Source organism: Paenibacillus pectinilyticus (assembly GCF_001700435.1).
Lineage (GTDB): Bacteria > Bacillota > Bacilli > Paenibacillales > NBRC-103111 > Paenibacillus_E > Paenibacillus_E pectinilyticus.
On record NZ_LYPC01000010.1, the window covers coordinates 81,225 to 99,791 of the forward strand.

Genomic DNA, 18,567 nt, shown 5'->3' on the forward strand with positions numbered 1-18,567 from the left:
TAAACGCTGCTTATGAACACCGAAAGGGGAACATTTCAATGCTAGGACAATTAGCGAAACAAGAACAAACAACTGACGAGAAAAAAATCCTGAGCATCAAAGGACTTGAGGTGAACTTCGACGGATTCAAAGCTCTACGAAACCTAGACTTTTCTTTACAATACGGCGAGCTTCGCTTCTTGATCGGACCGAACGGTGCTGGCAAAACGACCTTACTGGATGTCATTTGCGGCAAAGTAAAGCCTTCGCAGGGCCAGGTCTTTTTCAAAGATGCCATCGACCTTACCAAACATCAAGAGCATCAAATTGCGCAGCTTGGCATCGGTCGCAAGTTTCAAGCGCCAACTGTCTTCTCCACCTTAACGGTGTTTGAGAATTTGGCCCTTTCGATGAAACAGCAACGCGGACTCTTGAGTGCGCTCTGGACCAAAACAACAAGTGAACAACGAGAACGGCTTCATCTCCGGTTAGGCATGATTGGCCTGGAGAGCAAGGCCAAAGAACGTGCAGGCTCCCTGTCCCATGGGGAGAAACAGTGGCTTGAGATCGGGATGCTCCTCATGCAGGAGCCTGATCTCTTGCTGCTGGATGAGCCCGCAGCCGGGATGACCGACAGCGAAACCGAGAAAACCGGTGAACTTCTCCATGACATTGCAGCGAATCAAACGATTATCGTCGTGGAACATGATATGGCGTTCGTTCGCCAGTTCGCAAGAACAGTAACCGTGCTTCACGAAGGGACTGTCCTGCGAGAGGGCACCATGGCGGATATTCAGAATGACGATAAAGTAGCGGAAGTGTACCTCGGAAGGAGAGTGGAGCGCGGTGCTTAAACTACAGAACATAGAAGCCGGTTATGGGGAGAGTATGGTCGTTCGGGGTGTCAACCTCGAAGTAAAGCCTGGACAGATCGTCTGTCTGATGGGGCGTAACGGAGTTGGGAAATCCACATTGATGAAAAGTATTATGGGTCTAATTAAACCAAGATCCGGTGCGATCCACTATAATGGATCGATTATCACCTCCGCTTCCCCCGATCGCCGAGCGAAGTCAGGAATTGGCTATGTCCCTCAGGGCCGTGAAATCTTCCCACAACTCAGCGTTGAGGAAAATCTGTTACTTGGTCTGGAAGCCGCAACAGATCGCAGAAAAAAACTGCCTGATTCCCTCTTCGATACATTCCCTGTGCTCCGCCAGATGCTTCATCGCAAAGGAGGCGACCTCAGCGGCGGTCAGCAGCAGCAATTAGCGATTGCAAGAGCACTCGCTTCTAGCCCTAAGCTTCTGCTGCTGGATGAACCTATGGAGGGCATACAGCCGTCTATCGTCATGGAGATTGAAGCGATCATCGAAACCATTAAGCGCAATCGCCAAATCGCCGTGCTGTTGGTCGAGCAAAGCTTGGAATTCGCTACTAGTATCGCCGATTACTATTATGTACTAGACCGCGGCACCATTGCTGCTGAAGGAAATGCAGAACATTTGAGCGAAGAACTCGTACGTAAGCATTTAACCGTATGAGGCTACAATTACACTTCCTAATACCCAAGAGAAGTTGACCCACTTGACCTAAGCAATTAGGCAGCAAGTAAGGGTCAGCTTCTTTTTTTTAGCCCATGGAAAATAAGTTAAACTGGACGTCTCAAAATGGATAGGATAACATGACATATAGATAGGATCGATTATTGCGTACGGCATATCGAGCACCTAGCCTTTTTAAGGTGAAGGAGGGGAACCTGTATGTCAAAAATTTTGATCATCGAAGATGATTTAAGTATTGGCGAAATGATGTCCATTTACTTATATGAAGATGGCTATGAAGTGAAACGAGCAGAGAATGGCCGACAAGGCGAGACCTTGTTTCGAGAATTTCAACCGGATATGATCGTTCTCGATTTGATGCTGCCTGATGTGGATGGGATCCAGCTGTGCACGATGTTTCGCCAAACCTCCCACATTCCGATCTTGATGGTATCGGCGAAGAACGAAGTTTCAGACCGCGTGAAGGGACTTCAGACAGGTGCTGACGACTATTTATGCAAACCCTTCTCGATGCGCGAGCTATCTGCCCGAATCCAAGCGTTGCTCAGGCGCTCCAACACCTTCACACCACAGGCACCTTCATCATCCGATACGGTGATTCATGCCATGATTAACTTAGATGTCGAGAAACGCTGTTTATTTGTAGCTGGCAAAAGCATTGACACGACATTCTCGGAATTCGAAATCATGAAGCTTTTCTGGCAAAATCAAGGCAGGGTTTACAGTCGTGAAGAGCTGCTGAATCGGGTGCGTGGCTTTGACTCCCATGTCACTGAGCGTGCGATCGATGTACATATTGCCAATCTTCGAAAAAAAATAGAAGATGACCCCAAAGAACCCAAGCACATTAAGACCGTGTGGGGGGTTGGATATAAATTTTTACTCCTGTAAGCTCCCTTGGGGGCTTTTTTTGTTTGCGAAAATACAGAGGAATTCGTCACCAAATGGGCATGAGCACAATATGATGATTATGGAAAATGACCCAAACGAATTGTTTTGAAATCACATTTACGAAGAAAGCTTTCCTATTGAAAGCTCAAGGAGGAAACACCCTAATGTTGAATAACCCGTACAAAATTGGAAATCAAGCAATGCCTCAGATGCAATACGGTACGCCATATCCGGCTTATCCCGTTCCAACAAGTGTGACGAACCAAATGGTTCCCATGACACCTAATGGCACGGTACTTACGCAACCAGGAAGCGGACTTCAAACAGGCGTGAATGTGCCTGCACTTCCAATCGAAGAATCATACATTGAAAATATCCTTCGTTTGAACCTTGGTAAAATGGCAACCCTCTACATGACATACGAAAATAACTCCGAGTGGAATGCCAAAATTTTCAAAGGAAAATTAGAAGCAGCTGGACGTGATCATATCATTATCAGTGACCCCGTTACAGGTATGCGGTTCCTCTTACTTATGGTGAACTTGGATTACATTACATTTGACGAAGAATTAAACTACTTCTACCCCTTCCAAGGCGGAACTGGCCCAAAAAGATAATTTGTAAATAAAACCGCTGCTCCGTAACCAGAGCAACGGTTTTTTGTTAGGTTGAGGCAACTTCTGAGAAGTGCCACATATGTACCTTTTTCAGGCCGCCTTGTACCCAGTTGTCCCAATCGCCGCGCTCTTCTTCATGATCACTCCCCTGCAAGCGCTCTTGTTTCAACTTCAGGTACTCCTCGTAAGTGACCTCATTCCAAATTTCTACATAAAGTCCTTCCTGATCTGTACCCTCCAATAGCTCCAAACGCCCTTCCCGCTGCTTAATTCCTTGCATATAGATGAGAAAAGAGTTCCTACATTCGGGTTTTATGGCATACTCTACAAAAACTTTAGACATTTTTAGATCTCCTTCTGATTTATTTTTTACTCTAAAATGGTAAACTAAGAGGAAGATGTCTATAGAACCTTCCCACCCCAGATACAGATAACCATCTGTACAGAAATACTTAGGAGGTAAATCAGTTGGATACAGGCACTCATCTTGTCATTGGCTTAGGCTTAGCGGGTCTTTCGCAAATTGATCCGAGCATTTCCGCAAGTACGGCGGCAACCACTGCTGTCTTTATTGGAACTGTCGTTGGTTCACAGATTCCGGACCTGGATGGGCTGCTCCGATTCAAAGGGAACGCCATCTATATTCGCAATCACCGCGGGCGATCTCATTCGCTTCCAGCTCTTCCTTTATGGACGCTGCTGATTACAGGGGCACTATCGCCATTTTTTCATGGTATCCCGCTCCTGCATCTTGCCATGTGGATTGGTATTGCCGTATGCTTTCACGTGTTTACCGATTGCTTCAACACCTATGGTACCCAAGCTGTTCGACCCTTCTCGGAAAAATGGGTATCGTGGAATATCATTCACATCTTTGATCCTTTTATTTTCACGAGCCACCTGGCTGCAATCTTCATGTGGTCCTTCCACTTAGCGAAGCCACAGCTCATTTTCCCAACGTTGTACGGCATACTCGCACTGTATTACATTTGGCGAACACTTGATCATGCCATTATTGAAAAAGGTCTGTTTCGCAAAGATCCGACCTATCAGCCTGGCGATAAATATACCCTCATTGTAACATTCAACCTTTATGTCTGGAATATTGTAAAAGAGCGCACGGATGGCACGTATCAATTAGGTGAGCTTAAGAATGGCAAGCTGAAATGGTTAGATACGATCAAATGCGCAGACCACCATCCTGCTATCGAGGCTTCCAAGCAGCATGAGGACATTCAAGCCCTGCTCTACTTCTCTTCCTTCACTTGTGCGGAAGTAAAAGAGCATCGCTGGGGCTATGAAGTAAGATGGGCGGATGTTCGTTACCGTCATCGCAAGCAGTATCCCTTCGTCGGCGTGATCCTGATGGATCACAACTACCAAACCCTCGACTCCTACGTCGGCTGGGTGAACGATACAAAGCTCGGCAAAAAGCTGCGAGTTGATCTATATTAAAGAGAAGGCGCGTGTAATAACGCGCCTTTTTTCATGCGCTGGCATATGTCTGTGAGTCCACGAGCAAAAGCCTAGGAGCTTGTTTAGGGCTCCTAGGCTTTAATATTACATAGATCGGGTATGCTAGTACGGTGACAAGTGATCTAATTAACGATAATTAGATCCAGATTGCCCCGCAAGTGATTGCTCGGCGATTTGTACCAAGCGGCGAGTAATGGCACCACCAATAGATCCTGTGTCGCGGGTCGCCATGTTGCCATAGTACCCATCTTGAGGAATTTGGATGCCCAACTCTTGAGCTACCTCATATTTCAATTGATCTAAAGCTTGATTGGATTGCGGAACTACCAGTTGATTGCTGCTACGAGATTGTGCCATAAGGATCGAACTCCTTTCAGTCAACTATGATCTTTGATGTATTTGCAAGCTTGCAAAGATAGTATGTGGAGGAAATGAATTTATATGCACGGCGCTCAAAAAAGTTTAGAATAAGAAGATCGCACGAAACTTCTAGAAAGTAGGTCACACACATGAGTAAACCATTAGCACTCCTATTCGCAGTTGTCGGCACACTGCTGCTCGCTTGTATCTCCTTATTTATCGCGCTCCGACTACCTTGGATGGTGCTCGCGAGTTCCCTTATTGCATTAGGCTTCATCGGTTACGGCTTCGCTGTCAAAGTGAAGATGCGCAGGAAAAATACACCTTCGAAGTAACCCTCAATAGAAAAAGCGCAAACCGCCTTTATAGGCTGTTTGCACTTTTTTGATTATTTAGGTTAGGCTTAGCCAACAATAAAGCCCATGCGTTTTTTCACTTCAAGCAGCGTTTGATTAGCAACTTCTGCTGCTTCCTGAGCACCTTTTTTCAAAATATCAAAAATTTCTCCGGATTTGCGAATCTGTTGGTAGCGCTCTTGGATCGGCTCCAGAACAGACACAATTACTTCAGCGAGCTCTTTTTTGAACGGACCATAACCCTGCCCATCATATTTCGCCTCAATTTCCGCTAGGCTCATTTCTGCAAAATGAGAGTAGATCGACATCAGATTACTCACTTCAGGCTTGTTCTGAGGATCATACTTCACCTCACGACCGGAATCCGTTACGGCACGGCTAAGCTTCTTACGAATCACATCAGGGCTATCCAGCATCGCGATAAAGCTGCCAGCATTCGGATTGCTCTTGCTCATTTTCTTAGAAGCATCATCTAAGGACATAATTCTAGCCCCAACTTCTGGCATATACGGCTGCGGCATCACGAACATCTCACCGAATCGATTGTTGAAACGGTTCGCCAAATCACGCGTCAGCTCCAAATGTTGCTTTTGATCATCGCCTACAGGAATTAAATCCGCATTATATAGCAAAATATCAGCAGCCATCAGAGACGGATACGTGAACAGCCCTGCGCCCACGGATTCTTTGCCTTCGGACTTATCTTTGAACTGCGTCATACGCTCCAGCTCACCCATGTGAGTAAGTGTCGTCATAATCCAGCCAAGCTCGGCATGCGCGTGTACATGGGACTGTAGGAAAACAGATGCTTTATTCGGGTCTAGACCCGACGCGATGTAAAGCGAAGCGATGGATTCCGTTTGCTCCCGCAGCGCTGCTGGATCTTGCGGCACCGTAATGGCATGCATATCCACGACCATGAAATAACAGCGATGAAGCTCCTGCAGCTTTACGAAATTGCGAAGTGCGCCAATATAATTACCAATCGTCAGCTGACCGCTGGATTGCATACCAGATAGTACTCGTTTCATGTTGAAACCCTCCTGAAAATGTGATTGTGTTCACTTCGTATCCCTAAAAAAGACAACAAAAAAGCCTCCCTCCGCAAGGGACGAGAGACCGTGGTACCACCCTAATTTGTCTACGCACATAACCAAGTTATGCTCATGTAAACCTTCAGGCTCTGATAACGGAGAGCTACCGTTTAGCATAATTAACTGTGGTTTTAGTCCGGCCTAGGTTCCGGTGATTCAACACAGTGTTCAGCTTCAAGCTCAAGGATCCATTCGGTCTGCTTGTTTCACCGGTTCGCACCAACCACCGGCTCTCTGAGAAACGTGAGACAAACGTACTTGTTCCTATCATCGCAATTGATTTGTTATTATTATACACCCTTCGAGATCAATGTCAATCGATGACGTTGTCCTAGATAGCCGAGCATGTACATAGGATAGATACATATCAATCCTTTCGGTAAAGGGGTGTCAACGCATTGTCATCAACTCTGTACCGCTGGAGCCTTCCCATCTCCACGGTGATTTGCGCGTTTCTCTTGATTCTTATCGTGACGACAAGGCAGCTCCCACCGTTCATGCTCGTGATGGAGCCGATTCGAAGTGTGTTCATGGCGTTTATGGACATATTTCTAGATGCGCTCCCCTTCATGATCCTAGGTGTCGTGCTTTCCACGGTGGTTGAGAATTTCATCCCTGAGGGGGTCATCCAACGCATGACACCTCGGCATCCTTTGGGTGGCATTTTATTTGCCTGTGTCCTAGGGATTATGTTTCCACTCTGCGAGTGTGGGATGATTCCCTTCGTTCGCCGACTGATGCGCAAAGGAATGCCTGTCTACATCGCCGTCATTTTCATACTCGTCGGGCCTATTCTAAATCCTATCGTCTTTGCCTCCACCTGGATGGCTTTCCGCGGTAACCCGGCCATGGCCTATTCACGTATGGGGCTTACGTTTGGTGTAGCACTTGTGATCGGCTTCCTGCTCACACGATTTCTTAAGAGCAATCCTTTAAGGCATCCTATTCAGCCTGTTGGAGGCCCTCTACACCTACCTAAGCAGGAGCATACGCCTCATGGTGAACATAAGCATACGCATGGACATGACGGCCCTCATAAGCACGAACACAACCAAGTACACGATCATGGGCATGAGCATGTTCACAAGCATGAGCACGATCACCACCATGATGACCATGACCATGGGCATGACCACCACGGCCACAACCATGCGCATGGAGACAGTCGAGTGATGACAATGGTCAGCCACGGTACCTCCGAGTTGTTCGAGATGAGCAGATACTTGATGCTCGGCGCCCTCCTGACTGCACTCATTCAAACCTTCGTCGCACAGGACAGCCTCACCGCCATCGGTCAAGGCCCTTTCATCTCTCATGTATTCATGATGGGCTTCGCCTATCTGCTCTCCCTATGCTCAACGACAGACGCCTTCGTCGCCGTCTCCTTCGCCAAATCGTTCTCACCTGGCTCCTTACTCGCCTTCCTTGTGTTCGGCCCTATGATTGACGTTAAGAGCACCATGATGCTGCTTTCCGTCTTCAAGGCCCGTTTCGTCTTGACGCTAGCTGTTGTTGTCGCGATAACTGTACTCATCGGTTCGTTGTTATTTATGCGGTTTTTTCTGGTTTAGTCCTATAGATGTGCTAGGAGTCCGTCCAATGATGTCCCTTCGTAACACAACATAAAAAGCCCCCCTCCCACCAACGTTTCCGTTGCCTGAGAGGAGGGCTGTATGTCGTACAAATTAGATTTTCAAAATTGCGCCAGCACTTGCGTTCGTTACCATTTTCGTATAACGAGCTAAGTAACCAGTCGTGATCTTTTGTTGGAAACCTGCCCATGTCTCGCGGCGTTTCGCAAACTCTTCATCACTGATTTGCAATTCGATTTTGCGTCCATCCATGTCTACGTCAATGATGTCGCCATCATGTACGAAAGCAAGTGGTCCACCTTCAGCAGCTTCAGGAGACATATGACCCAGCGAGATTCCGCGGGATGCGCCGGAGAAACGTCCGTCTGTGATCAAGGCAACTTTCGCGCCAAGACCCATACCTACGATTTGGGATGTTGGTGCCAACATTTCTGGCATACCAGGTCCACCTTTTGGTCCTTCGTAACGAATGACAACTACGTGTCCTTCTTTTACTTTGCCATTAGCGATACCATACAAAGCTTCGTCTTGGGAGTCGAAGCAGATCGCTGGGCCAACGTGACGTCCACCAACGGACTTGTCAACAGCGCCGACTTTAACGATACTGCCTTCAGGAGCCAAGTTACCGAATAGAACAGCCAAACCGCCGCGCTCACTATGCGGGTTCGTCAACGGACGAATGACGTCAAAGTTCTGAATCTCACAACCAGCCACGTTCTCGCGAAGTGTTTGTGCTGTTACGGATAAACAATCTCCGTTGAAAGCACCTGGCTTTTTCAAAAGCTCATTAATAACTGCACTTACTCCGCCCGCCAAATGCACATCTTCGATATGGTAATCGGACGCTGGAGCAATTTTCGCAAGATGCGGAACGCGCTCTGCTACTTCGTTAATACGAGCGATTGGGTATTCGATTCCCGCTTCTGCCGCGATAGCCAATGTGTGAAGAACCGTGTTCGTGGATCCACCCATCGCCATATCCAAAGCAAATGCGTTATCAATCGCATCAATCGTTACGATATCACGCGGCTTGATGTCTTTTTCGATAAGAGTCATAAGTTGTTTCGCACAATCTTTAACGAATTGCTTACGCTCTTCAGCAACTGCAAGAATCGTACCATTACCTGGCATTGCAATGCCAAGACCTTCTGCTAGACAGTTCATGGAATTCGCTGTGAACATACCGGAGCATGATCCACAAGTCGGACAACCGTATTGCTCAAGCTCTTCTAGGCCAGCTTCATCCAATTTACCCGCTTGGAAAGCACCAACGCCTTCGAATACGGAGGAAAGTGAAATGGATTTACCGTTTTTATCTTTACCAGCTTTCATCGGTCCACCACTTACTAACATCGTTGGGATGTTAACGCGAAGAGCACCCATGATCATGCCTGGTGTAATTTTGTCACAGTTAGGAATACAAACCATGCCATCAAACCAGTGAGCATTAACAACGGTTTCCAAGGAATCCGCAATAATCTCACGGCTTGGCAAGGAATAACGCATACCGATGTGTCCCATAGCGATACCATCGTCAACACCGATCGTGTTGAATTCGAATGGAACGCCGCCAGCTTCGCGAATTGCTTCTTTCACAAGCTTACCAAATTCTTGCAAGTGAACATGGCCAGGAATAATGTCTATATAAGAGTTACAAACCGCGATAAACGGTTTACCGAAATCTTCTTCTTTTACGCCGGCTGCACGAAGCAAACTACGGTGTGGAGCGCGATCGAAACCTTTTTTAATCATGTCACTACGTTGTTTTGGATGTGCCATTCTTGTTTCCTCCTAGAATTCATTTCAGTTATAAAAAATAATGAATCTATCATACCACACTTCTCGCAAAATTTCTCACTTTAGTGTGATGACGCATCAACGCAGTAGGAACAGCGTGTACAACCGTTTAAGCTTTCCGACGATTCAAATGAATGAACGTAATCGCAAGTGCTAAGACGAGCACGCCGCCCTTAACAATATCGAAACCGAAATAGGGTACATTGAGCATCGTGAGTCCATTTAGAAGCACTCCGATGAGTACAGCTCCAAAAAACGTACCAATCACATTAGGTTTCCCTGCTCCTAGCACAGAATACCCTACGAAAACAGCGGCTACTGCTTCCATCAAGAGCGGTGCACCCGCATCAATTTGCCCAGAACCTACACGAGATGCGTACAGAATACCGCCAATCGCTGCAAAAATACCAGAAAGTACATAAGCTGCAAAGCGGATTTTGTTCACGGAAATACCGGATAAACGAGCTGCTTCACGATTCCCTCCTGTAATATACAGCTGGCGGCCCCAACGTGTGTAAGTTAGGAACACATGAACCGCAATAACCGCAACAATCATGATAACAACCGGAACAGGAACACCTAGTAGCTTGCCTTGTCCAATCCATAGAAATTCGGAAGTGAATTTCCCTGGCGCTACCGTGCCATCTTGGAATCTCATATTATTGTAAATTGAGAACCCTTTCGTATACGTTTTTTGGATGCCGCCAATGATATACATCATGGCTAGCGTGGCTAGTAGATCAGGAATACGCACTTTCACGATAAGCACTGCGTTTAAGAATCCGATGATCGCACCTATGAGTAACGGCACTAGAATGACAAGATAGAGCGGTTGGTCATACCACACCATCATTGCCGCTGCAGATACTGTGGCTAATGACACTGTAGACCCAGCGGATAAGTCAAAGCCATCTACAATTTGAGATAGCGTTACCCCAATCGCGACAAACATCACAATCGAAATCGAACGTAAAATATCCGCGATATTGTCATACGTCATAAAGTTTTCATTAATGATGGAAAATACGATAAGAACAAGTGCGATGATAAACAAGGCACCGTATTTAAATGAAAAATCTAAGCTTTTTTCTTTCAAGCTATTCAATCTATTCAGCCTCCCCCGCGCTCGCATACGTTAAAATGAGATCCTGCGTCGCTTCCGCGCGGGACAGCTCCTTCACGACAGACCCATAACTCATTACGATGATGCGATCAGCAATTCCAATAATTTCATTCAATTCACATGATAAATAAATAATTCCTTTACCTTCCGAAGCCAGCGTACCAATTAAGCGATAAATATCGCTCTTGGCACCGACGTCGACCCCTTTGGTCGGCTCATCGAACATGTACACGTCGGCGTTGGTCGGCAGCCATTTGCCTACAGCCACCTTCTGCTGATTCCCGCCGCTTAGATGCTTCACCGTGCGGTTGGGATCGCCTGGCTGTACGCCTAGCTGCCCGACCATCTTAGCGGCGTGTGCAGTCTCCTCGCTGCGCTTCACGAAGCCGAGCCTGCTCAGCTTGCGCAAAATCGGCAGCGACAGATTGCGCTTCACGGTCTCTTCCACGAGGACGCCCTGCTTGCGGCGCTCCTCCGGCACGAGCGCGATGCCCGCGCGCACGGCATCCTCCGGCTGGCGCAGCACGAGTTTACGCCCGTTCAACCACACCTCGCCGCCGTCCGCGGCGTCGGCGCCAAAGATTAGCCGGCTTAACTCCGTTTTGCCGGCGCCGACTAAACCGACCACCCCGAGGATTTCCCCTCGGCGGAGGTCAAAAGAGACGTCGCGCACCTTGGTGCCGCGGCGCAAGCCCTTCACCTCGAGGAGCGTATCGCCAATGGGTACATTGGCTTTCGGGAACTCCTCGGTGAAGGTTTTACCGAGCATCGCCTCGATAACGGAGGCGATGTCCATGGTTGTGGCCGCCTGCGTAAGCACATGGCGGCCGTCACGCATTATCGTAATCCGGTCCGCGACACGGAACACTTCTTGCAACCGATGGGAGATGAAGATGATGCCCACTCCCTCTTGCTTCAGGCTGTCCATAATGCGGAACAGCCGTTCAGACTCTTCCAAGCTGAGCGGCGCCGTCGGCTCGTCGAAGATAATGATCTTCGCTTTATGTGCCATCGCTCTGGCAATCAACACGAGCTGCTTCTGTGAAATGCTCAGCTCATCCAGCTTGCTCCGCACAGAGAACGTCGCACCAATTTTCGCCAAAATCGCTTCAGCTTCCTTGTGCAGCTTGCGCCAACTCACCCAGGCCTCGCCTTGAACGAGCTTATCGATCATGATATTTTCCGTAACTGTCAATTCCGGTACTAAGGCCGTATCCACCTCTTGATAGACACAATACACACCTTGATCCATAGCATCCTTGGGTGCACGAATGACCAACGGTTGATTATTGATGGAAAGAAGCCCTGCATCGTGCGTATAAGCACCGGATAAAATTTTCATCAAGGTGCTTTTACCTGCACCATTAGCCCCGAGCAAAGCATGAATTTCACCCGAACGTAGGTCAAAATCCACTTCTTGGAGCGCCTTCACACCAGGGAAGGATTTCGTAATGCCCTTCATTTGCAATAATGAAGGCAAAGCAGCCTGTTCAATCGGCATCTTTTACCACCTCACTTCTCAATCTGAAAGTCCCACCGCATAAGAGCGATGGGACTTTATAGAAAACCTTATTTTTTTTCTGCTGCTTTCATCCAGTCCGTATAGCCTTGTTGGCTTCCGCCCCAGCCTTTTACGTACTCGCTAAGCTGCGTAGTGTTGATTTGTTTGTCTTTAGGAAGTTGGTCTCTGGATACATACACTGGCTCCAATACCACTTTCTCAGGCGTTTGATCGCCATGCAGCTTCTGATACAGGTAACGAACTTGGACACGACCGATATCTTTCGGATCTACGGCAGATGATGCTACCCAAGGGCTTTTCGGATCTTGCAGAAGCTGCAAATCTTCATCGCTTAAGTCAATACCATATACCTTGATTTCCGTACGTCCAGCTTGCTGAATTGCGCGGGAAGCACCTTTAGCGAACTCATCCCATGCTGTCCAAACTGCTGTGATATCACCTTTGTTCGGGTACTTCTTCAAAATAGCTTCCATTTGCGTTTGTGTATCTAAGGCCGGATCTTTCGCTGTTCCGAAAGCGGCTATTTCTTTAATGTCTGGATATTTCTTTTGAAAAGCTTGGTAAGCCAGTTGTCTGCGCTCCATTGGTGCGAAGCCAGCTACCCATACTTTAACGATGTTCCCTTTGCCGCCAGCATCTTTAGCTAGCTGCTCAAGCGTTGCATCTGCCATTTTTTGATCGCCTTGTTCCAAAGATGTTACATTCGGAACCGTTAGGATCGAGTCAAAGCTAACAACAGGAATTTTCTTCTCTACCGCTTTCTTCACACCAGCTTCAAGTGCTTCCGCTGTACCATGATCGATAAGGATCCCATCAAATTTCTGGTTAATCGCTGCATCTAAGTTAGATGCCATTTTCGCCAAATCCGTATCCGCTACGAAAACCGTAACCTTACCGCCAAGTTTCTCAACTTGTTCTTTGACACCTTCAACATACTGTGAAGAAAACGTTCCTGTATTGAATTGCATAACAAGTGCGATTTTCTTACCAGATAAGTTCGTTGCACTCGCAGCTGCAGATGCACTTGCTGCAGGTGAGGCTGTTTCGCTTGCACTATTTTTTTGTCCGCAAGCAGCCAGCACACTTCCTACTAAAGATAAACTAATGAAAACGTTAAGTAATTTGGTTCTTTTCATGAATTTCCCTCCCGATCATACTCTCTCTATATTCCCTACTATCTTCATCGGATTATTATACCAAGTTATCCAGTAGGAATTACATTATACTAGCATTGGAGGGGACTTCCGTCAATAACATTTTTAGATTTTCCGACAACATTTTACATGCCAACTAACTCTACTTATTTCCTGCCAAAATCAGCCTTAATTTCGCCCCATTTTTTTGTATCCCATTTCACGATTTTATTGGAGTACGAATTCGTATGCAGCCATTTCAATGCGCGATCCACTAAGGTCCATATCTCGGCCGTGGATGCATCTCGAACTAAATTCGTCGATACTTCTTTCTTCCGAATCCAGCTTAGCGCTGTGACCGAATCCGTGTAGATGGTTTGTTTACTCCCTTTTTTCTGCAGGTAAGCAAGTCCATGTACAATGGCTAAGAACTCGCCAAGATTATTCGTTCCTTTGGATATCGGGCCTTGATAGAAAATAATTTCGCCTGTTCGCGTATCCACACCTTTGTACTCGACAATACCAGGATTTCCTGAGCAGCCTACATCCACAGAAATACTATCGTAATCGACTTCTGGTGCTGATTCTGGTGTCGCCGACTTCTTGACACTCCCTGATCCACCGGTCCCTTTCCCCGTGAAATTCAGTGACTTCTGCCAGCCCTTTTCCAATGCCTGACGTGCTTCACCTTCGGATTCATAGGACTTAAACTTCGCTTGCGGGTACCCATTGGTCTGTGCCTGGCATTCTGCCCATGAACGGTAAACACCAGGCTTGTGCCCAACCCAAACGACATAAAATTTCGCTGCAGCCATATTATTCACTCCGTAATGTAAGATGTATTTGCTCAACAAGCTCTTCAACGACCTTTACCGTGTTCCCGAAATAAGGGCGGTAATCCAAATCAGCAATAAACCGTAGATACGTCTCCCCAATATCTGCAATTTGTTTGCGATATTCTTGGCTTGGTATCACATGGGTTTCAAGTTCGCGGTACGTGCCGTTGGTACGCTCTTCCACATAGGAGAGCTGGATATGTTCATCCGCTTCATGATGGACAACGAATGAGAATCCTCTGCACTCTGGATCGCCGCATCCGCATACGAAAAACGGCATCTTCTCCCACTCATCCGCAGGTGCAAAGCGATTCGGAGCTGTATCATGCAGCGCACTATACAGTAAGGCTGGTAAGCCTACATCAATGCATAATGGTTCTTCGATGATAACACTATCTTCTACAGACATATGGACATCGGCTTGAATGATTTGTAAATCTTTATCCAGGGACCAGCCCTTAATCGCTAGTTCAAACATGATTTCTCCCCGCTCTCCCGACTTTCATTTTTCCATTATAACAAAATCGAAACACGCCTGCTTTTAAGATAAAAACGAAAGGAGAAAATTACCAATTTTTAAATGAGTAATATTAACAAAATTGTTTATACTACCTATTACTGGAGGTGATATCAGATGGCTACAGGACAATCTCGCAGCAGTAACTCCTTAGTAGTTCCTCAAGCTTCATCAGCCCTAGACCAATTGAAGTATGAAGTTGCTCAAGAATTGGGCATCCAAATTCCTCAAGATGGCTACTATGGTTATATGACGTCTTATGACACAGGATCTATCGGAGGCAGCATTACGCGTCGTCTCGTTCAAATTGCTGAACAACAACTTGCTGGTACTAGCAACAAATTCAGCAGATAATGATTCACCTATACTTAAGCATCAAAAGGGCCTTCTCCCGGGTAGATACTCGGTGAAAGCCCTTTTTTACTTATTTAATGTCGTATATTTTGTATAAGTCATCCAGCATGATATTGGCTGATCTCACACCGCCGCCAGTATTCCAAGTGGCATCATTGACTTTCATAACTTTATTTTCTTTCACCACTTTTAAATTTTTCCAAAGCGGGTCGTTCATCCACTCTTGCTCTTGCTTATTCCCTTTACCATCACCAATTTCATACGTGAAGTAGAACACGCGATCCGCATTGTCTAATTCCGTTAGACGTTCTTTGGTAATGTCTTCGAAAGACTTCTCATCACTCTTCGCATCCGAACGTGCAAATCCAAGTTGTTTGAAAATAACGCCTGAGAACATGTCACCATAATAGTAACGAGATTTACCGCCCATAAACCGAACAACAGCAATCTTTTCCTTCAGCTTATCTCCAGCTTTAGATTTGAAATCTTCAATTCGTTTATCGAAATCAGCGATAACTTTGTCGCCTTCGGCTTTTTTGTTTAGTGTATTCGCATAAAGGCTGAAGTTGTTTTTCCATTCACCACGCAAAGTTTCGGAGAAAACAGTCGGCGCTATCGCTTTTAATTGCTCATAGACTTTCTCTTGACGAAGCTTGTTCCCAATAATCAAATCTGGTTTAAGTGAAGCAATCACTTCTAGATTCGGCTGCCCTTCCACACCCACTGTTGTTACACCTTGCATGTCCGCTTTGAAGTGATCAAACCAAGGGTTACCGTAGAAGGATTCAACTGCACCAACTGGCTTAATGCCAAGTGCAAGTAAAGCTTCCGTACCTTCGTTCGTCAAAATAACGACACGCTTCGGATTCGCAGGCACGACGGTTTCTCCCATTGCGTGCTTAATCGTACGCGGAGCATCCGATTTGGCTGTTTCTTGCGGCGCTTTGGATGCGGCAGTTTCAGCTGCTGGCTTATCTCCACAAGCAGTTACGATAATACTCAATACAAATAAACATGAAATAAGAGCCCAAGCTCTTCCTGATCTGCGACTTTTTTTACTAAACATGATGATGATGTTCCCCCTTAGTTGTCTATAATATGATAACGATTCTCATTCTCTTGAAATATAGTACTAGAATTCGTCACGATTTGTCAACTTATTTGATAATGATTCTCATAATCGTTGACTTCAACTACATGAATCTTTAAACTATACAAAGCAGGAAATGTAGGAAGGGAAGCAGGTAACCATCATGAAATCTTCATCTATTGAACGTCGCTCTCACTATTATAAAGGCTTAGGATTACTAGTTGCCGTCTGTGTTCTTCTCGCACTCATGATCAGCAGTGTCCGTTTCGGTCTCCATTCCTATACGTGGGATCAAGTCGTTTCATCCTTTGACTCTTCTAATCAAACTTCTAATGATTTTATTATTATTCAAACTGTTCGTATACCGAGGGCATTAATTGCTGCACTAGTTGGCGGTGCTCTTGCGGTCGCTGGCGCATTAATGCAAGCCATGACACGGAATCCACTGGCTTCCCCGAGTATTTTTGGCATCAATTCAGGAGCAGCTTTTGCCATAGTTTTGGCGGTTAGTTTTTTTAATGTATCCAGCCTTATTCAATATACTTGGATCGCTTTTCTAGGTGCGGCAATCAGTTCCGTTCTCGTCTATGGACTCGGTTCCCTTGGCCGTGATGGCTTAACACCTATGAAGATCACACTTGCAGGTTCTGCTATGACCGCATTTTTCGCTTCACTTACACAGGGGATCTTACTTGGTAACGGTAAAGCTTTCGAGCAAGTCTTATATTGGCTGGTTGGTTCTGTTGAAGGACGGACGATGGCCATGCTCCAAGCTGTGTATCCTTATATGGTCGTTGCCATTATCGGCGCTTTACTTTTATCGCCCCACATTAACGTCTTGGCCATGGGCGATGATATCGCCAAAGGGTTGGGGCAAAACACAGTCTACATAAAACTTATCACCGCGATCATTATTGTCATCCTTGCTGGCGGATCGGTTTCAGTTGCGGGGCCTATTGTATTCATCGGGCTGATGATTCCTCATATCGTGCGTTTCCTCGTAGGCATTGATTATCGTTGGGTCATTCCTTATTCCGCTGTACTTGGTGGCATTCTACTTGTTGGCGCAGACATCGGAGCCCGTTTCATTATCATGCCAAAGGAAGTCCACGTTGGTGTGATGACCGCGATTCTCGGCGTTCCATTCTTTGTCTACATTGCACGTAAAGGAGGGCTGCTCAAATGAGAGCTTCCGAGCGCGATCTCACAATTCGAAGTAAAAGCTTTTCATTTCTAGTAAGCAAGAAAGCGATCATGATTATACTAGCCCTCTTCATCGCCGTTATCTTGATGATGATTGTGAGCACAGGGATCGGCAGTATTACGATCAAACCATTTGATGTCATTCGAGCCGTATTTGGCCATGGGGAAGGTCCCAGTACAATGATTGTTCGGACGCTGCGCTTACCACGTGTCATTATCGCCGTCTTGATTGGCGCATCTTTAGGAGTTTCAGGTGCCATTCTACAAGGGATTGTACGTAACCCGTTAACCTCCCCAGATACGATTGGCACAACAGGAGGCGCTACTTTAGGCGCAGTGGCTTTCTTCTTCTTTTTCTCGGATGAGCTCAGCATTCATTGGCTGCCCGTAGCGGCTATTCTAGGCGCATTCCTTGCAACCTTATTCGTTTATATCCTGTCTTGGAAAAATGGCATTACACCCTTGCGGCTTGTTCTTATTGGAACGGGGCTCACTGCTGCGATGAGTGCGTTATCCTATCTGATGATGCTCACTGGCCCCATTGTGCTCGCCCAGCAATCACTTACTTTCATGACGGGCAGCATTTACGGGGTATCCTGGACCAAAGCGGTCTATCCCTTGCTTCCTTGGGTTATTGTTTTGATACCCATCATTTTCATCTATGCGCGGCATATCACGGTTCAGTCCTTGGGAGAGGATATCGCCCAGAGTGTGGGAAGTCGGGTTCAACGTCAGCGTTTCCTCTTGATCATGCTCAGTGTTGCCCTGTCCGGGGCTGCTGTCGCGTTCGGCGGTGCTATTAACTTCATCGGCCTCATGGCGCCACATATCTCTCGGAAACTGGTTGGTCCTAGTTTTGGTGCCCTGATTCCTGTTTCGGCGCTTACGGGTTCGCTGCTTCTGCTCTTTGCAGACTTAGTTGGTCGGTCCCTGTTCAAGCCCCATGACATTCCAGCAGGCGTCTTCACAGCAGCTATCGGCGCCCCTATCTTCATCTACGTGCTATATCGCAGTAGAAATCGCGGATAACCCCGCATTTTCTACCTAAATAAAGGAGAACGAGC

The 18,567-nt window shown here is 46.6% G+C and carries 20 protein-coding genes and 1 other annotated feature; of the genes, 10 read left to right on the forward strand and 10 right to left on the reverse strand.

All coding sequences use genetic code 11. The annotated features are described in order from the left end of the window. Window positions 1–38 precede the first annotated feature (38 nt). From urtD to gerQ, 4 genes are all read left to right on the forward strand, one after another. Window positions 39–833 (forward strand): urea ABC transporter ATP-binding protein UrtD, encoded by a 795-nt coding sequence (gene urtD / locus A8709_RS02960; RefSeq protein WP_065850714.1) that lies wholly within the window; start codon window positions 39–41, stop codon window positions 831–833. Beyond that, window positions 826–1,521 carry an urea ABC transporter ATP-binding subunit UrtE gene (urtE, locus tag A8709_RS02965; protein ID WP_065850715.1) on the forward strand — a complete coding sequence of 232 codons (696 nt, stop codon included), beginning with the start codon at window positions 826–828 and terminating at the stop codon, window positions 1,519–1,521. Before urtD ends, urtE begins: the two co-directional genes overlap by 8 nt. Before the next feature lie 219 nt (window positions 1,522–1,740). Next, on the forward strand, window positions 1,741–2,433 hold the full coding sequence (locus tag A8709_RS02970) for a response regulator transcription factor (protein ID WP_065850716.1): 693 nt from the start codon (window positions 1,741–1,743) through the stop codon (window positions 2,431–2,433). Between the two features lie 164 nt (window positions 2,434–2,597). After that, window positions 2,598–3,050, forward strand: a complete 453-nt coding sequence (gene gerQ, locus A8709_RS02975; protein ID WP_065850717.1) for a spore coat protein GerQ — start codon at window positions 2,598–2,600, stop codon at window positions 3,048–3,050. Window positions 3,051–3,096: 46 nt separating this feature from the next. On the opposite strand, the gene A8709_RS02980 is transcribed toward gerQ, so the two are convergent. Then, window positions 3,097–3,393: a hypothetical protein gene (locus A8709_RS02980; protein WP_065850718.1), complete on the reverse strand. Its 297-nt coding sequence runs from the start codon at window positions 3,391–3,393 to the stop codon at window positions 3,097–3,099. Window positions 3,394–3,518: 125 nt separating this feature from the next. On the opposite strand from A8709_RS02980, the gene A8709_RS02985 reads away from it, so the two are divergent. Further along, entirely contained in the window at window positions 3,519–4,505 is a 987-nt protein-coding gene (locus A8709_RS02985; RefSeq protein WP_065850719.1) for a metal-dependent hydrolase, read from the forward strand. A 147-nt stretch (window positions 4,506–4,652) separates the two neighbouring features. Here A8709_RS02985 and A8709_RS02990 read toward each other — a convergent pair whose 3' ends face one another. Then, window positions 4,653–4,883, reverse strand: a complete 231-nt coding sequence (locus A8709_RS02990; protein WP_065850720.1) for an alpha/beta-type small acid-soluble spore protein — start codon at window positions 4,881–4,883, stop codon at window positions 4,653–4,655. Between the two features lie 152 nt (window positions 4,884–5,035). Between A8709_RS02990 and A8709_RS02995 the strand changes: the two genes are divergently transcribed. Further along, window positions 5,036–5,221, forward strand: a complete 186-nt coding sequence (locus A8709_RS02995; protein ID WP_065850721.1) for a DUF5325 family protein — start codon at window positions 5,036–5,038, stop codon at window positions 5,219–5,221. Window positions 5,222–5,289: 68 nt separating this feature from the next. Here A8709_RS02995 and trpS read toward each other — a convergent pair whose 3' ends face one another. Beyond that, a complete protein-coding gene (gene trpS / locus A8709_RS03000; protein ID WP_065850722.1) occupies window positions 5,290–6,273 on the reverse strand; it encodes a tryptophan--tRNA ligase in 984 nt (327 codons plus the stop codon). A 73-nt stretch (window positions 6,274–6,346) separates the two neighbouring features. Then, window positions 6,347–6,616 (reverse strand) — a binding site (T-box leader). 118 nt (window positions 6,617–6,734) lie between these two features. On the opposite strand from trpS, the gene A8709_RS03005 reads away from it, so the two are divergent. Then, window positions 6,735–7,907 (forward strand): permease, encoded by a 1,173-nt coding sequence (locus A8709_RS03005; protein ID WP_065850723.1) that lies wholly within the window; start codon window positions 6,735–6,737, stop codon window positions 7,905–7,907. 114 nt (window positions 7,908–8,021) lie between these two features. On the opposite strand, the gene ilvD is transcribed toward A8709_RS03005, so the two are convergent. The 6 genes from ilvD to A8709_RS03035 all read right to left on the reverse strand — a co-directional run bounded on the left by ilvD (window position 8,022) and on the right by A8709_RS03035 (window position 14,817). After that, window positions 8,022–9,707 (reverse strand): dihydroxy-acid dehydratase, encoded by a 1,686-nt coding sequence (gene ilvD, locus A8709_RS03010; RefSeq protein ID WP_065850724.1) that lies wholly within the window; start codon window positions 9,705–9,707, stop codon window positions 8,022–8,024. A gap of 127 nt (window positions 9,708–9,834) precedes the next feature. Next, the gene (locus tag A8709_RS03015; protein ID WP_065850865.1) at window positions 9,835–10,821 is read right to left on the reverse strand and encodes an ABC transporter permease; all 987 of its coding nucleotides are present in this window, start codon (window positions 10,819–10,821) and stop codon (window positions 9,835–9,837) included. 10 nt (window positions 10,822–10,831) lie between these two features. After that, a complete protein-coding gene (locus A8709_RS03020) occupies window positions 10,832–12,349 on the reverse strand; it encodes a sugar ABC transporter ATP-binding protein (RefSeq protein ID WP_065850725.1) in 1,518 nt (505 codons plus the stop codon). Window positions 12,350–12,417: 68 nt separating this feature from the next. Further along, on the reverse strand, window positions 12,418–13,506 hold the full coding sequence (locus A8709_RS03025; RefSeq protein ID WP_065850726.1) for a sugar ABC transporter substrate-binding protein: 1,089 nt from the start codon (window positions 13,504–13,506) through the stop codon (window positions 12,418–12,420). A gap of 164 nt (window positions 13,507–13,670) precedes the next feature. Then, window positions 13,671–14,318, reverse strand: coding sequence for a ribonuclease H (gene rnhA / locus A8709_RS03030; protein WP_065850727.1), 648 nt, complete (start codon window positions 14,316–14,318; stop codon window positions 13,671–13,673). A 1-nt stretch (window position 14,319) separates the two neighbouring features. Then, window positions 14,320–14,817, reverse strand: a complete 498-nt coding sequence (locus tag A8709_RS03035) for a hypothetical protein (RefSeq protein WP_065850728.1) — start codon at window positions 14,815–14,817, stop codon at window positions 14,320–14,322. A gap of 156 nt (window positions 14,818–14,973) precedes the next feature. On the opposite strand from A8709_RS03035, the gene A8709_RS03040 reads away from it, so the two are divergent. Further along, entirely contained in the window at window positions 14,974–15,210 is a 237-nt protein-coding gene (locus A8709_RS03040) for an alpha/beta-type small acid-soluble spore protein (protein WP_056613391.1), read from the forward strand. Window positions 15,211–15,280: 70 nt separating this feature from the next. On the opposite strand, the gene A8709_RS03045 is transcribed toward A8709_RS03040, so the two are convergent. Beyond that, window positions 15,281–16,276 (reverse strand): ABC transporter substrate-binding protein, encoded by a 996-nt coding sequence (locus A8709_RS03045; protein WP_065850729.1) that lies wholly within the window; start codon window positions 16,274–16,276, stop codon window positions 15,281–15,283. A 187-nt stretch (window positions 16,277–16,463) separates the two neighbouring features. Here A8709_RS03045 and A8709_RS03050 point away from each other — a divergent pair, with 187 nt between their 5' ends. Together A8709_RS03050 and A8709_RS03055 are read left to right on the forward strand one after the other, a co-directional pair. Next, window positions 16,464–17,486 (forward strand): FecCD family ABC transporter permease, encoded by a 1,023-nt coding sequence (locus A8709_RS03050; protein ID WP_065850730.1) that lies wholly within the window; start codon window positions 16,464–16,466, stop codon window positions 17,484–17,486. Beyond that, the gene (locus A8709_RS03055) at window positions 17,483–18,532 is read left to right on the forward strand and encodes a FecCD family ABC transporter permease (RefSeq protein WP_065850731.1); all 1,050 of its coding nucleotides are present in this window, start codon (window positions 17,483–17,485) and stop codon (window positions 18,530–18,532) included. Before A8709_RS03050 ends, A8709_RS03055 begins: the two co-directional genes overlap by 4 nt. The last annotated feature ends 35 nt before the right edge of the window (window positions 18,533–18,567 follow it).